This window comes from Pedobacter soli, assembly GCF_900101435.1.
GTDB classification, from domain to species: Bacteria; Bacteroidota; Bacteroidia; order Sphingobacteriales; family Sphingobacteriaceae; genus Pedobacter; species Pedobacter soli.
In genome coordinates, this window is record NZ_FMZH01000007.1 from 1 (window position 1) to 15,661 (window position 15,661).

The 15,661-nt window shown below is 42.8% G+C and carries 8 protein-coding genes; all 8 read left to right on the plus strand.

What is annotated here, in order from left to right; all coding sequences use genetic code 11:
- The first annotated feature begins 495 nt into the window (after positions 1 to 495).
- Positions 496 to 1,008 (plus strand): RNA polymerase sigma-70 factor, encoded by a 513-nt coding sequence (locus BLR37_RS15590; RefSeq protein ID WP_167356622.1) that lies wholly within the window; start codon positions 496 to 498, stop codon positions 1,006 to 1,008.
- Between the two features lie 72 nt (positions 1,009 to 1,080).
- Positions 1,081 to 2,178 (plus strand): FecR family protein, encoded by a 1,098-nt coding sequence (locus tag BLR37_RS15595; protein ID WP_090770115.1) that lies wholly within the window; start codon positions 1,081 to 1,083, stop codon positions 2,176 to 2,178.
- Between the two features lie 145 nt (positions 2,179 to 2,323).
- A complete protein-coding gene (locus BLR37_RS15600) occupies positions 2,324 to 5,722 on the plus strand; it encodes a SusC/RagA family TonB-linked outer membrane protein (RefSeq protein ID WP_090770116.1) in 3,399 nt (1,132 codons plus the stop codon).
- Between the two features lie 31 nt (positions 5,723 to 5,753).
- Complete coding sequence (locus BLR37_RS15605) at positions 5,754 to 7,394, plus strand: RagB/SusD family nutrient uptake outer membrane protein (RefSeq protein ID WP_090770118.1); 1,641 nt, start codon at positions 5,754 to 5,756, stop codon at positions 7,392 to 7,394.
- Between the two features lie 57 nt (positions 7,395 to 7,451).
- The gene (locus tag BLR37_RS15610; RefSeq protein WP_090770120.1) at positions 7,452 to 10,004 is read left to right on the plus strand and encodes an alpha-galactosidase; all 2,553 of its coding nucleotides are present in this window, start codon (positions 7,452 to 7,454) and stop codon (positions 10,002 to 10,004) included.
- Between the two features lie 7 nt (positions 10,005 to 10,011).
- Positions 10,012 to 12,249, plus strand: coding sequence for an alpha-N-acetylglucosaminidase (locus BLR37_RS15615; RefSeq protein ID WP_090770122.1), 2,238 nt, complete (start codon positions 10,012 to 10,014; stop codon positions 12,247 to 12,249).
- Between the two features lie 171 nt (positions 12,250 to 12,420).
- The gene (locus BLR37_RS15620; protein ID WP_090770124.1) at positions 12,421 to 12,615 is read left to right on the plus strand and encodes a hypothetical protein; all 195 of its coding nucleotides are present in this window, start codon (positions 12,421 to 12,423) and stop codon (positions 12,613 to 12,615) included.
- A 270-nt stretch (positions 12,616 to 12,885) separates the two neighbouring features.
- Positions 12,886 to 15,648, plus strand: coding sequence for a glycoside hydrolase family 2 protein (locus BLR37_RS15625; protein ID WP_090770125.1), 2,763 nt, complete (start codon positions 12,886 to 12,888; stop codon positions 15,646 to 15,648).
- Positions 15,649 to 15,661 lie beyond the last annotated feature (13 nt).

Here is a 15,661-nt window from a genome sequence, read left to right on the forward strand (position 1 = left end):
CGAAGTTATTCTAACAAACCGCCGTATACCGAACGGTACGTACGGTGGTGTGAGGAGACAGCAGGGAAATTAATTCCCTGCTTCTTACTCGATCCATCTAAAATGGGATCTGAAATTGTTTGATCGTATTCAAAATGTTAACCTTTGTTCCTGTGTAGTCCATTTATTTATTTATTAAAGTTTATGAGTATTTTATTAAATTATATTGTCGTTTCCGGGCCACTTTCTGGCTTGTAAAAAGAAGAACTGATGACAGTGAAAAGCTTGCTTTTTTAGTGATGAGCTACGTTTTTAACCTCATATTAAAAACCAGATCAGGCACTGTTGAATGATATTGGCGCATACAATTTTTTAAGCTCCTCATTTGTGGTAATGCTTTCAAGTCTATAGCTTTATCTTCAACTTAAGGCATTCGCCGAAAAAGCTAACCAAAATCGAACCAGTCATCTGTTTATAAGAATGGATATTATTGCACTACAGCATAAAATTGCATTAATGAGAGACGAAACAGCTTACAAAAAGCTATTTCTCCATTTTTATTCAGGGCTGTTGCGCTTTAGTATTACCTATGTAAAGCAAAAAGAAATAGCCGAAGAAATCGTATCAGATGTTTTATTAAAAGTGTGGACAATGGAAAAGGCATTGCTCGATGTTTCGAATGCCAAAGTATACCTTTTCTGCGCAGTTAAAAACAGCTCCATTAATTTTTTGGTCAGCAATAGAAAATACACCACCTGGGATATTGATCAGGTAGCGCCATCAAGTTTAGTAGAACTTTCTACGCCGATGGAAAGAATGCTGGATGCTGAATTAAAAGAAAAGATTGAAAAATGTGTTAAAGCCCTTTCTCCTAAATGCCGGATGGCCTTTATGTTAAACCGACAGGATGGCCTTTCTTACCGCGAAGTAGCAGAAATCATGGAAATTTCTCTGAATACTGTTGACCGGCATCTGCAGCTGGCACAGCAAAAATTAGGTGCCGCTTTGAGCGTGTATCTCGATCGTTAAAAAAATATTTAAAATTTAATTGGGGACTTTTCTCCTTTCTCTTGTCTTAGTCGGTAATAACCTTTTTTATCGATGGACGACGAACGCTTTTACTGGCTGATCAACCAGGTTAATGCCGGTAATATTTTAGACGAAGAATTGAACGAATTGCATCAACTCATGGAGCAAAACCCGGGTTTACGCAATATTTATGCCTTGCTTACGGCCAAAGCTGAGCCACAAAGCCAGACAGAAAAAGCAGAGGCCATGGAGGCGTATATGGCTCATTATGCCAAAATGCAGTTAGCAGGCCACTTTGATCAGGTGGTCCAGGATTCAACGCCATCACCCGAAAATAACCAGTCAGAAAAGAAAAAAACAATTAAGCTTTATCGCAGGCTCATCCAGGCTGCTGCAATCCTGCTTTTAATAGGGCTTCCGCTTTGCTTTATGATGTTCAGAAAGCAGCGTGATACGGAATTGGTACTCATTGCAAAAAAAGGAGAAAAAAATAAGATTGTACTGGCCGATGGTACAAAAGTTTGGCTGAATGGCGATAGCAAACTTTTTTACACCAAATCATTTGCCGGAGCAACCAGATCGGTTAGCTTAAGTGGAGAAGCCTACTTTGAAGTGGCACACGATAAAAAACATCCCTTCATCATTTCAGCTAACGGGATTAAGGTAAAAGTGCTGGGAACCGCTTTTAATTTGAAAGCTTATCCTGACGATGAGAACACCGAAACAACACTTATTCATGGTTTGGTAGAAGTTAGTATGGACGACCAGCCTTTAAGCCGCATTAGCCTAAAACCTGGAGAAAAGCTAAGAGTGCACAATGAGCTTAAAGACCATGAGAAAGAAACCCTAAAAAAAGAACAACCAACCATTCTGTTAAGTAAATCGAATGTCGAAATTGCCGATAATAAAGCCAAAGAAAGCCTTTGGACAGAAAACAAGCTGGTTTTTGATGACGAACCCTTTCAGAATATTACTGTTAAGCTGAGCCGGTGGTACAATAAGGAAATTATTATTCAGGATGAAGATCTTAAACGCATTAATTTATCAGGAACTTACGAAAACTATACCCTTGAACAAGTGCTGCATTCATTACAGTATGCAGGCAGATTTAACTACCGGATAGAGAAAAATCTGGTTTATATCCAATCTATAACCTCAACTAAAAACTAAACCAAATGATATGAAAGAAACCTAGACTTTAAAAAAACTAAAAAAGGAGAATGTTGACGCATTCCCCTTTAATTGTGAATTGTCGAAATGGCCCCTCGCTGAACACGTAACAGCCATTTTATTAACAAAACCAAAAAACAAATATATGAAAAAAAATGAACCACAGGCCGTTCTGCAACGGTCGTACCGTTCTATGCTCAAGCTTTTGCTTATGATGAAAATTGTTGTACTTTTTATTTTATTAGGTACGCTACAAACGTTTGCCACCCGGAGCGTTGCACAGGAAAAAGTTTCTATTTCTATGCAGCAGGCAGACTTGAAACAGATTTTTAAATCCATTGAAAATCAAACCAACATCCATTTTGTTTACAATGATGAGATTTTGCCTGCCGGAAAACTATTTACTGCCAGCTTTGCCAATCAATCATGGAAAGAAGTTTTAACTACGGTGCTGGCCAATACAGGTATTCATTATCGCATTGTAGAAGAAAATCTGGTGGTTTTAACCCTTGGCGATCATAACCGGATCGTGGTTAGGGGTAAGGTAACCGATGCCAAGAATGTTGGCATTCCAGGGGTAAGCGTGCTAGAGAAAGGAACCAAAAATGGTGCGGTAACCAACGAAAACGGAGAATTTAACATCAATGTCACCGATGCATCGGCCATTTTAATTTTTAAGTTTGTGGGATATGTTACCCAGGAGCTGAGCGCAAGCAATAGCTTTATGACCGTGATGCTGAAAGAAGATGCAGCAGATCTTAATGAAGTTGTAGTTGTTGGCTATGGCAAGCAGGAAAAGAAATTTTTAACCGGTTCTGTAGTTTCCATTTCGGGAAGTACAGTGAGCAATATTCCGGTTTCTAACGTTTCAAATGCCCTGGCCGGCAGGTTGGCTGGTCTGGTTGTCATGTCGCCAAGTGGTCTTCCGGGCGTGAGTTCTTCGGTTAGGGTAAGAGGAACTACCTCTTATTCCGGTCAGGATCCACTTTACGTAATAGACGATATTCCGCGCAGCAAACAAGAGTTCGACTTACTTTCTCCAAATGATATTGAGAGTATTTCGGTGTTAAAAGACGGTGCCGCAGCTATTTATGGAGTAAGAGGGGGTAGCGGGGTAGTATTGGTTACTACCAAACAAGGTGCCGAAGGACCAGCTAAATTTAGCTTTAACATCAGTCATGGTCAGTCAGAACCTACACGCACCCCTAAAAGACTAAACTCGTACCAGGATGCACTTTACCGCAATAATTATTACCTCAACCAGGGGGTAGCGGCTAACGATCCAAGATATTATACTGCCGATGAACTGGAGTTTTATAAAGCAGGAAACATCAATACCGATCTTTTCGAAATGATTAAGAAAACGCCGCGTACTACCGATGCCAATTTAAGCGTAACCGGTGGTTCGCCAAACGCCCGGTATTATGTTTCTACTGGCTACTTTAGCGAAACCGGTTTATTTGATAAGCTCGAATCGAAACGATTTAATGTACTCAGTAACCTCGATTTCAAATTTGGAAATGGTTTTTCGGCCAAGGTAAATTTGCAGGCTACACTACGCCCCAATACTACGCCGTGGTGGTACGACGGGGTAAATACCACTACTTTAAGCGATCTTACCCGTGCAGCCATGAACTTTACGCCTTTAAGCCCGGCTTATGTAAATGGCCTGCCCGATGGAAGTTTATACCACTTTTTGGTGCCTGAAGTAATTAAAAACGGCTACATAAAAGGCGATCGTTCCAATTTAAATGGTTTCTTAAAATTGAGTTACAATCCCAGTTACCTAAAGGGTTTTGGGGCTGATGTAAGCTATAACTATAATAAACAGGCCGATTTGTATAAAACCCGGTACCAGCCTTATACACTTTACCTTTTTAACCGTTTTGGGGGCAACAACCACTTAATTGGCGATCAGGTAATTGGTACCAAAGCCGCTGCACAGCAACCTTACGATTTTTTTCAGGAGCAGTACATCCAGAACAAAACCTATGTTTTTAATGCTTCAGCCCATTACGACCGTACTTTTGGCAATCACGACCTGAGTTTGCAGGTTTTTTATGAGCAATCGGAATCCGCAGGCGATAATTTTTCGGCCAAAGGCGAAAATCTCCTGTCGAGCACCATCGATCAGCTTTTTGTAGCCAATAGCGATCCTGCCCGCCGTTCGCTAACTGGTACCGGAAATGAATTTGGTCGCTCGTCGGTTTTTGGCCGCTTAAACTACAAGTTTAAAGGTAAATACCTTTTAGATGCCATTGTACGTGCCGATGCTTCATCAGCTTTTGCCCCTAAAAATAAATGGGGATATTTCCCTTCGCTATCCGGCGGATGGATTTTATCTGAAGAGCCATTTATTAAAAATGCGATGCCCAATGTAGATAACCTCAAAATCAGGGCAGGTTATGGTTTGCTGGGCTATGATAATATCGACCTCTCGCAATGGTACTCTTATTTTTCGTTGCAAGGCAGTGCCGTTTTTTCAACTCCGGTAAATACCATTGCACCGCAACGCTATCCTAATCCGGATATCAAATGGCAAAAAATAGCGACCACCAACGTGGGCTTGGATGCCAGTTTTTACAAAGGGTTAATTAGCGGTAGCCTGGATTTATTTTATAAAAAAACATCCGATCTACTAGTTGCCAATCAAACCGTAATCCCATCTACATTTGGTATTGCACTGGCTCAGGTTAATTACGGGCAGGTTAACGCCAAGGGCTTTGAGCTAACTTTGAGGCACGATAATCAGATCGGGCAGGTAAAGTATTATGTTGGATTTAACTTTGCTTATACCACCAACAAGGTAATTAAATATCCTGAGCAGGCCAATATTCCCGATTATCAGCGCCGTACAGGCCGGCCGGTTAATTTCATTACCGGTTACCAGGCTAATGGTATCATCAGCAACACCGATCAGCTGGCCAATTACCTGAAACTAAAATACGGAACCAGGGCTTTCGAACTTGGTGATATTGGTTTTGCCGATCTTTTTGGTCCCAGCAATGGTGCTCCTGATGGTATAATCAACTCGAATGATAATGTGGTTTTATCTAATCTTTCTTACGATCCACGGATTACCTATGGCATTCCGCTGGGCGCGTCGTGGAAAGGATTTGACTTGGGTGTATTACTGCAAGGCGTAGGTGCCCGTAAAGTAATGCTGAGCGACAGGAGCCAGTGGCAGGAGCAAAATGTACTTGCCTTTTGGGCCGATTTCTGGTCGCCACAAAACCCCAATGCAGCTTACCCTAAAATTGGAGGTTTAAATGGAACAGAAGGCCCTGCATCATCATTCTGGTTGCGCAGCGGTAACTACCTGCGGTTAAAAAGTCTCGAGTTGGGTTACACTTTACCGGCAAGGGCAACCAAAAGTATTGGTTTAGAAAAATGCCGCTTGTTTTTAACCGGAACCAATCTTTTCATCATCAGCGATGATATTAAGATGTACGATCCGGAATTACCAACAAACGAAACCGGTTACGGTGCATTTCAATACCCGATGCTCAGAACCATTTCTGCAGGTGCAAGTATTTCTTTTTAAACAATGTAAGCCCAATTAAAAAGATCAGAACATGAAAAAAATATGCTTTAAAATATGCTTTGTAACTGCGGTGCTTGTAATGGCCTGGAGCTGCAAAAAAATAACAGAAAAGAACGATATCAATAACATTCAGGATGCATTGGTGTGGCAGGATACGGTTTTAATAACCGCGTTCGCCAATAACCTTTACCTGGACGTGCCCTCGTGGGACCTCAGTTTAACGGGATATACCGACGAATCGAGAAATGGTTCACCGGTAATTAACGGTACGGTTACGCCCGATGCCAGCATTTCTTACTGGCCTTATACAGCAATCCGTAAAATTAACTTAATGATTAGACAGTTACCAACTGCTGCAGGAAGTGCTGGTCTAAAAAACAGGTTTACCGGCGAAGCAAAGTTTTTAAGAGCCTACCAATATTTTCAAATGGTGCGCAGGCATGGCGGTGTTCCCATTATTACAGTGCCACAAGAACTTACCGACGATATTTTTGTAAGCAGGAATAAAACTTCCGAGTGCATCAGTTTTATGGTGAAAGATTTGGATGAAGCGATTGCTTTACTGCCTTCGGTTACGCCAGGTTCAAATGTGGGGCGGGCAAGTAAAGAAGCAGCCCTGGCACTAAAAGCCCGGATTTTGGTCGACTGGGCTTCGCCGCGGTATAATCCCAATAACGATGCGGCCCGCTGGCAGGCGGCTTATACAGCCTGTAACGAAGCATTAACCAAATTAAATGCAAGTGGCTATGGTCTTTTCGATTCGTATGGCGGCCTGTTTCTCAGCGAAATGAATAAAGAAGTGATTTTTGCCATCCGCTTTGCTAATCCGGGACGCACACAAGGACGCGATGCCACCGTAAGGCCAATTTCTGTATCTGTAAACTCGACAGGGGGAAATCAACCCTCGCAGGAAATGGCAGATGCCTATCCGATGAAAGACGGTTCGGATGTTAATCCCGCGCTGAGTTATCAGCAGCGTTTTAGTAATCGCGACGATCGCTTTTATGCTACAATTGTTTATAACGGGGCTACTTATTTTGGCCGTAAACAGTGGACCTACGTTAACTCCGGTATTGATGGCTATCGCGATGTGAACGGCACCTACACTGGGTATTATTGTAAAAAAGCAGTCGATACCACTTTAACTGCTGCACAGGCCGGAACCTCGGGAACTGATTTTATTGCTATCCGCTATGCCGATATTTTATTACTTACGGCCGAAGCAGCAAATGAGACGGGAAATGCTGCAGTAGCTTACGATGCCTTAACTAAAATACGCGCCAGGGCTAAAATCTTACCAGGTATTAACAACCTTTACGGTTTAGCGCCGGCAATGAGCCAGGGTGATTTAAGAAGCCGCATCCAGAAAGAAAGACAGGTTGAGCTGGCTTTTGAGCAAATCCGCTTTTTTGATCTGCTGCGTTGGAATACCTTATCCAGCACGCTGAATGGTAAAACCCGTAAAGCCTTAAAACTCATTAATCCCACTCCGGCTGTACCGCCAACCAGCGCTACCTTATTTACAGAAAGTTTAGATCCGATTGATCTTCAGCCTATCGTAATTCAGAGCAATAGTCTTTTTTATCCCATTCCAAGGAGTATAATTCAGAATAACCCTAAAATTCTGCAAAATGCAGGCTGGGAAAACGGAACTTTTGATCCCTTGCAATAAGTATCATTTAAAAGGCTGCATCATTATTTCTTGATGCAGCCTGATTAAACAACACACATGAAACTATTAAAAATAGCCGTATTGCTTTTGTTTTTTACCGAAGCAAGGGCACAACACATCCAGATTGGTAATGGACTGGTGGCGCGTGAATTTACTTTCGATGGCAAAGTTTGGAGAACCACAGCTTTTCGTAATCAATCCACACATCAGGCCATTCCGGTTAAAAGCGACGAATTTTTACTCCTGGCCATGGATCAGCAAAAAGGACTAACCATAGCCGATTTTACAGCAACCGGATCTCCTGAAAAATATAACCGGGCCGATACTACATTTTTAACCTTTAGCTATAAGCCACTTCCGCAGGCGACTAAAGATCCGGTTGCCCCACAACTGATTAAAGTGCAGTACAGCCTGAAAAAAGGAGAAAACTATTTGCGTAAACAACTACAGCTGGTTTACAAAGCTGCCGCAACCGTCGATCGCCTGGAAGTAGAGCGTTTAACCATTGCGCAAGCGCAACAAGGGGGAGGAAAAGGTGAGCCTGTTTTTGTAGGCAATCAATTGTTTTTAGGGCTGGAATACCCCGGAGGCTACGCCAGACGTACAGATGGCAACAGCCCTAAAGATTATAGCCGGCACTACGAAAAAGTTGGTAACTACAGTGATATTAACCTTGAGGGAAGAGACATTGACCCTCAGGGAGGAAAAGGTCTGATCCGTTTAATGCACTTTCCAGGGTATGCCCTGAAAAAGGCAGATAACCGGTATGAAATTAACAGTAAAACCGCTGTAAATGGGTTTGCCCTGCACAATCAATCGGCAGAGATGGCTTTTATGACTTATTTGGAAGGATTGTGGAAAAAGCCGAAATCTTTTCTGCATTACAACAACTGGTTTGAACCAAAAGCAAAAGATTTAAGTGGCGATGGGCTGATTAATATTTACCGGGAATTTAAAGCTGCTACAGTTCCTTATGGCATTAATTTAGATGCCGTAGTACCTGATAATGGCTGGCAAAACACCAAATCGGTTTGGGATCCGCTGCCGAAATTTTTTCCCAATGGAATTAAAGATGTGAAGCGTTTAAGCGACCGTTTAAAGGCAGAGGGTACAGGCTTTGGACTTTGGCTTTCTATTAATGGTTACGTAAATAAAATAGACTGGGGTTTGGCCGAAGGGTATAGCGAAGCAAAGCCAAATGCCTATTTTGCCAAATTCGGACGCTACTATAGCCTTTCTTCAACCAAATACAAGGACACTGTTTTGAAGAAAATTCCGCTACTGGCAAAAGAAACCGGTACCATTTATTTTAAACACGATTTTAACCAGTTAAGTGATCTGGCTGCGGGTAATAATCATCCTCCCACCGATCGGCATGGTCACGAAGCCAATCTCGATGCCTGTCTTGAAGTGTTGGTGGCCACCCGTAAAATGAATCCCGGTATCTATCAGAACATGACCAACTGGGTTTGGTTTTCGCCTTGGTGGTTAAAATATGCCGATGCCCTTTGGATGTTGGCCGGTGATGACGGAACCAATGGCAACTGGCCAGAAATTTCAACACGCGCCATGGCCTCGACCGATCGCGATACCTATTTATGGCGCATGTGGGGAAACCCTGCCGACAGGCCCCTGGTGCCCATTTCGAGATTAATGACGCATGGTATTATCAAAACCAGCGACGGCAGGACGGAAAGCAAAAGCGATAACCTTCAGGATTGGCAGGAATACGTGTTAATGCATTATGGCAGGGGTACCCTTTTAAAAGAGTGGTACATTTCACCTTCTGCCATGCAGCCTGAGGAGTGGAAAGCTTTATGTACCGTGCACAATTGGGCTAAAGCACATCAGAAAGCATTAAACAATACCTTTTATGTAGGCGGAAGGCCCGATGAAGGTAATGCTTATGGCTATATGGGCTGGGATGGAGATAAAGGTGTATTGGTGGCGCGAAATCCGGATGCACAAGCACAGAAACTTATCATTCCTTTTAACCAGAGCGTGCATTTTAGCGGGCAGAGTGGAGCGGTTTTTCATGCCAATGTAGTGTTTCCGTATGTTGATGCCTATCCTCAAAATTTCACAACAGGCCAGGATATCGAAATCATTTTGCCGGGTTATGCCACCATGGCTTTTGAGTTTGAAAAAGGAAAGGCCAGGAATGCGATTCCGCTACCTGCCTTACCAGTATGCAAAACAACCGAAGACGCCGATGGGCCAAACAGCGAAATTGTGCTTCCTTCAACTGTAAAAGACCGTTGTGATTTGCTGGTTACCGGTTTCCCTGATCTTCCGGAGCTGAGTATAGATGGCAAGCCTTTAGTGCCCGCGAGAACCAGTAAATCTAAAATAAACAATTTTGCCGGTTACGCCATAGCAGGTATGCCCAGTACCCAGGCCAAACCATGGAACATGGCCAGTTTTGATTTAAAACCTTACTTGGGAGAGAAAATTAAGATCAGCTACAAAGGTGCCGGCGCCTTTAAAAGCTTTTTACTGATAGAGCAGGCAGTTGAGGGAAAAAAAGTGATAGCAGGGCATGATAAACTCTGGCCAATAACCAATGACAGCCGCAGGCAAACCATTGTATTAATCAATAAAACACACTAAAAAGAATATGAAAGCAATTCATAAAATAATACTATACCTCTTGCTGTTGGTACCGGCGGCAAAGGCCCTGGCCTCCGATTTTGAAATGGGGACACAAGGTCTCATCAAACGCGTAATTCCCAAACATGCCGCTTTTTTTCAGGTAGCAGAAATTCCGGCAGCAGGAGACCAGGATGTTTTTGAAATAGAGGGCAAAGGAAATAAAATTGTGTTGCGTGGAAATACACCTGTTGAGGTAGCCTCGGCCTTAAATTGGTACCTTAAATATTATTGCCATGCACAGCGTTCGTGGTGCGGCGATAATATGGATTTGCCTGCAAAGCTTCCCATTCCAGCCAAAAAAGTTCGCATTACTTCGCCTTACAAAGATCGCGTGTATTTAAACTACTGTACTTTCAATTACTCGATGAGCTGGTGGGATTGGGAACGCTGGGAAAGGGAAATAGATTGGATGGCCATGCAGGGCATTAACATGCCGTTAGCCATTACCGGACAAGAAGCCGTTTGGCAAAATACCTTGCGCAAATACGGGATGAATGACCAGGAGATCCGTTCCTTTTTAGTCGGACCGGCCTATTTTGCCTGGCAGTGGATGACCAATATTGAAAGCATTAACGGGCCTTTACCTCAAAACTGGATCGACAGGAGCATTGTTCTGGGGCAGAAAATCCTGGCCCGCGAGCGGCAACTGGGGATGAAACCCATTCTTCAGGGTTTTACTGGTTACGTGCCCATTAAACTCATGGAAAAACAGCCACAGGCCGATATTCGTAAAAAGGCAGTTTGGTTTTATGTTGGTCCCGGAACGGCGCAACTTAATCCTTTAGATCCCTTGTATGCCCGCATGAGCAAAACTTTTATTGAAGAGCAAACCCACCTTTTTGGCACCAACCACATTTATGCTGCCGATCCTTTTCACGAAGGAAAAGCACCTGTAGCCGGTGATGAATATCTGGCACAGGTAGGAAAAGCGATTTATACCACTACAGCAAGTGTGGATCCCAAAGCAGTAATTGCCATGCAAACCTGGAGCATGCAAAAAGCCATTGTGCAGTCTATTCCGCCCGATCGGATATTGATGCTGGATTTGAATGCTTCTAAATGGAAAGGTAGCGAAGCGTTCTGGGGAAGACCTTGGGTAGGGGGCATTATTCACAACTTTGGTGGTAACACCGCCATGGGTGGCGATTTGGATGCTGTATTGGCGGCTTACCCGGCTATTTTAAACCAACCCGAAAAATCGAAACAGTTTCAGGGCATAGGCATGTTCCCTGAAGCCATAGAACACAACCCCATTATTTATGATGCAGCCGCAGAAATGGCCTGGAGGCGTGAAAAACCAGATACCAAAAAGTGGATGGACGATTACCTGCTGGCCAGATATGGTAGCAGCGATGAAAAAGTAAGTTTGGCCTGGGATACTTTGCTGCACACCGCTTATGGTAAAAGTGGCATTGTAACCTTTATGGAAAGCAGTATCTGTGCAAGGCCAGCCCTGAAAGTAAATGGAGCATCGCCAAATGGTGCTTTAAATTCGGAAAAGAAATACCGCTTTAAAAGTTTATGGGAGGCACTGGCACTCCTGCAACATGCACCCGCAAATATTAAGCAAAAAGAAACCTATCGCTATGATCTGGTTGATTTAGCACGTCAATGTATGGCCGATTTAGCCATACCCATGCAAAAAGAAATGGCCGATGCTTATCGCAATGGAGATAAGGCAGCATTTGCAAAAAATGCAAAAGAATACCTCAACTTAATGGACGATTTTGATCAGTTGCTGGCTACACGAAAAGAATTCCTTTTAGGTAAATGGATTGCAGATGCCCGGGCAATAGGGAAAACAAAGGCTGAAAGTGATCTTTATGAGAAGAATGCCAGGGCCCTGATTACCACCTGGGGGCCTTATAACGAGAATGCCATTCAATACGATTATTCGGCCAGGCAATGGAACGGCATGGTTAAAAATTTTTATAAAGTAAGGTGGCAAAAGTTTGTCGACTTCTTAACCCTCGAACTTCAAAAGGAAGCGCAAGACCGTTATAAAGAAGAAAAGATCAATCACCGCTTTAACCGGCCAAGTAATACTGCAAATGACTTTTATAAGGCCATGGCCAAATGGGAATCTGACTGGAGCGAGCGAAATGATGAACATTTTAGCAACCGACCAGATGGTGATGAAATAAAAACCGTAGTACAGGTTTATCAAAAATGGCTACCTGCAGCAAACAAGCTGTTGAAGTAAAATAAGTAACAAATGATCAAATGAAATGGCCGGGAACAATCCTGGCCATTTGTGTTTTGGTCTGTAATTCACATTATTTTAAGATCTTATTTTCTGTTTAAAGGTTTTATTAGGTGATTTTGTTTCTAAAAGAAGCGGATTTTATCAAAATTGATCGCTTGAGTGGGTAAAATGTTCAAGAATACTGATATCAGTTTTGAATTTACAGGCACCAGCTCATTGATCGCAAAGCTTAAAAAATTAAGCATAATCAAATGGAAGCTAAAAATGCATGACTTTGATCCCAATAATGCTGATAATGACTGGTTGGATGAACCTACGGCAAAACAATTCAGTCAGCCCTGCCTTGCAATGGCAAAAAAATAAATACGAATACACCCGAAATGCGGCTTGCAGATTCCGCTCAAAAATTACCGATAGTTAAGCTTAACCGTTCAGATTAGCGGTAAACCTGTAATCAGGCACATCACACTGCCCGATGCGGGAAAATAAGGGAAAAAGTTTACAGGTTGTTTTTGATGACATAAAATAGCTAAAACTGTTATCATCTGTTTGTGGTACAAGGATTTTACAAACCGGGGTAGGAATATTTGTGTAGTTTTAGTTCATCACACCAATTAAGGCTGAATCAAAACCATGAAGAAATTATCCCTGTCATTATTAGCTGCCCTGATGAGTTTCAGCGCATTTTCGCAACAAACCATTATCAAATACCTTTCCGGAACCGATAAAGACCACACCGTAAACTGGGATTTCTACTGCACGGAAGGCAGAAAGAGCGGCGTATGGACCAAAATTGCTGTACCTTCTAATTGGGAGCAACAAGGCTTTGGTGCCTATAATTATGGCCACGATAAAATCAAAAATAAAGAGCAGGGACAATATAAACATCAGTTTTTCATCGATCAGGTAAATAATAAAAAGGTATTTATCGTTTTTGAAGGATCGATGACCGATACTAAGGTGATGATTAATGGCAAGCAGGCTGGGCCCGTGCATCAGGGTAGTTTTTATGCTTTTAAATATGATATTACCGATTTGGTAAAACCCAATGCCCAAAATCTGCTCGAAGTTACTGTTGATAAACAATCAGCAGATGCTTCAGTAAATAAAGCCGAGCGCAGTGGCGATTTTTGGATCTTTGGTGGGATTTACCGGCCGGTATACCTCGAAATTGTTCCGCAAACCTTTATCGAAAGGGTAGCTGTAGCTGCGAAAGCCGATGGTGCTTTCCAGCTTGATGTATATGCGCAAAATTTAAAACAAGGCGAAGAAATTGAAGCCCAGGTACAAAAATTAAATGGCGAAGACCTGGGTAAACCCTTTACAGCTAAGGCAAGCCAATCGGGAGATTATTACCAATTGAAATCCAGCTTTGATAAACCCCAGTTGTGGAGTGCCGAATTTCCGAACCGTTACCAGGTAGTGGTAAGCATTAAAAATGATAAAGGAATCATCCACCAGATAAAACAAAAGTTTGGTTTCCGCACAGTAGAGCTGCGCACAAAAGATGGTTTGTATGTTAACGGCGCCCGCGTTTTAATGAAAGGCAGTAACCGCCACAGTTTTTGGCCCGAAACTGGTCGTACGCTTAGCCATGGGGTGCATGTGCTCGATGTACAACTGATGAAAGATATGAACATGAATGCCGTACGCATGTCGCATTATCCGCCAGACCGCGATTTCCTGGAGGTTTGCGATTCGCTGGGCTTATACGTGATAGATGAACTTACCGGCTGGCAAGGCAATTACGATACCGAAATAGGCAAAAAACTCGTTAAAGAGCTGGTTGTACACGATGTAAATCATCCTTCCATTTTATTTTGGGCCAATGGCAATGAAGGGGGCTTTAACCGCGATCTTGATAATCAGTATGCCTTATACGATCCGCAAAACCGTACCGTAATCCATCCCTGGGAGAAATTTAACGGGACCGATACCAAGCATTATCCCGATTATAAAGGAATGGAAAGCAGAACCGCCACCGGCGAAGAAGTGTTTTTTCCAACTGAGTTTATGCACGCTTTATACGATGGAGGGGCCGGTGCTGCATTGGATGATTTCTGGTCGCAAATCGTAAAACATCCGCATGGAGGCGGTGGTTTTATCTGGGCCTTTTTAGATGAATCGATTATCCGTACCGATAAAAATAACATTTACGATGGTGATGGTAACCATGCGCCTGATGGTATTGTAGGGCCACACCGCGAAAAGGAAGGAAGTTATTATACCATTAAAGAAATCTGGTCGCCGGTGTACATTAATCCACAGCCCATTGCTGCTGGTTTTGATGGTAAAATACCGGTCGAAAACCGTTATTCGTTTACCAACCTCAATCAATGTACATTTAAATGGAAACTGGTTAAGTTCCCGTCAGCTACGGCTAAAACTTTGGAGCCTACTGTAATTGCGACAGGTGCATTAAAGCCTTTTAACCTTAAACCTGCAGAAAAGGGTATGTTAAACTTGCCTTTACCCGCAACCTGGGCCAAAAACGATGCACTATACCTTACTGCTTATAGCCCCGATAATAAAGAAATCTTTACTTGGAGCTGGGCCATTGCCGCGCCTGCAGCTTTCGCTCCTAAAATCAGCAGCGTTAAAGCCAAACCGAATATTAAATTAACTCAAACCGATGCTACACTGAGTATTAACTGCGATGGAATCCGTTACGATTTTGATAAAGCCACCGGTTATATCCAAAAAGTAGTGAAGCCAAACGGTACTGTTTCTTTATCAGGTGGACCGGTTTTGGCGGGCGTAAATACTACGTTGAAATCATTTGCCCATCAGGCTGTTAATGGACAATATATAGTAGAAGCCGATTATACCGGCGATGCTCCTTTGCATGTAAAATGGACTTTCACTTCAGGACAACCCGTTAAGCTTGATTACGATTATAGCCAACAAGGCGATGTGAATTTCATGGGCATTACTTTCAACTACCCCGAAGAAAAAGTTACCGGAATGAAATGGTTGGGGCGCGGCCCGTACCGCGTTTGGAAAAACAGGTTAAAAGGTCAGCAGTTTGGTGTTTGGCAGAAAGATTACAACAATACCATTACCGGCGAAAGTTGGAAATATCCCGAATTTAAGGGTTATCATGCCGAAGTAAACTGGGTAAGGATAGAAAATACCGAAGCACCCTTTACCGTGTATTCAGCCAATAAAAATACTTATCTGCAAATGTTTAAGCCTGCGCGTGAGGCAGCTGCACTAACCAATAACAATGTCGAACCGGCTTTTCCCGAAGGAAACATTGGCTTTTTAAATGCCATTAGCCCCATTGGTACCAAGTTTCAATCGGCAAAAGTGATGGGGCCGGAAAGCGAACTGAGCCATGCTGGTGGCGAAAAGATTAAGGGAACGCTATGGTTTGATTTCCGTTCAAAACCTTAAAACAAGCAATAAC

Bases quoted from the DNA above. Each gene is read 5' to 3' on its own strand.
- BLR37_RS15590 (WP_167356622.1), top strand. From the start codon at position 496: ATGAGAGACGAAACAGCTTACAAAAAGCTATTTCTCCATTTTTATTCA.
- BLR37_RS15595 (WP_090770115.1), top strand. From the start codon at position 1,081: ATGGACGACGAACGCTTTTACTGGCTGATCAACCAGGTTAATGCCGGT.
- BLR37_RS15610 (WP_090770120.1), top strand. From the start codon at position 7,452: ATGAAACTATTAAAAATAGCCGTATTGCTTTTGTTTTTTACCGAAGCA.
- BLR37_RS15615 (WP_090770122.1), top strand. From the start codon at position 10,012: ATGAAAGCAATTCATAAAATAATACTATACCTCTTGCTGTTGGTACCG.
- BLR37_RS15620 (WP_090770124.1), top strand. From the start codon at position 12,421: ATGTTCAAGAATACTGATATCAGTTTTGAATTTACAGGCACCAGCTCA.
- BLR37_RS15600 (WP_090770116.1), top strand. From the start codon at position 2,324: ATGAAAAAAAATGAACCACAGGCCGTTCTGCAACGGTCGTACCGTTCT.
- BLR37_RS15605 (WP_090770118.1), top strand. From the start codon at position 5,754: ATGAAAAAAATATGCTTTAAAATATGCTTTGTAACTGCGGTGCTTGTA.
- BLR37_RS15625 (WP_090770125.1), top strand. From the start codon at position 12,886: ATGAAGAAATTATCCCTGTCATTATTAGCTGCCCTGATGAGTTTCAGC.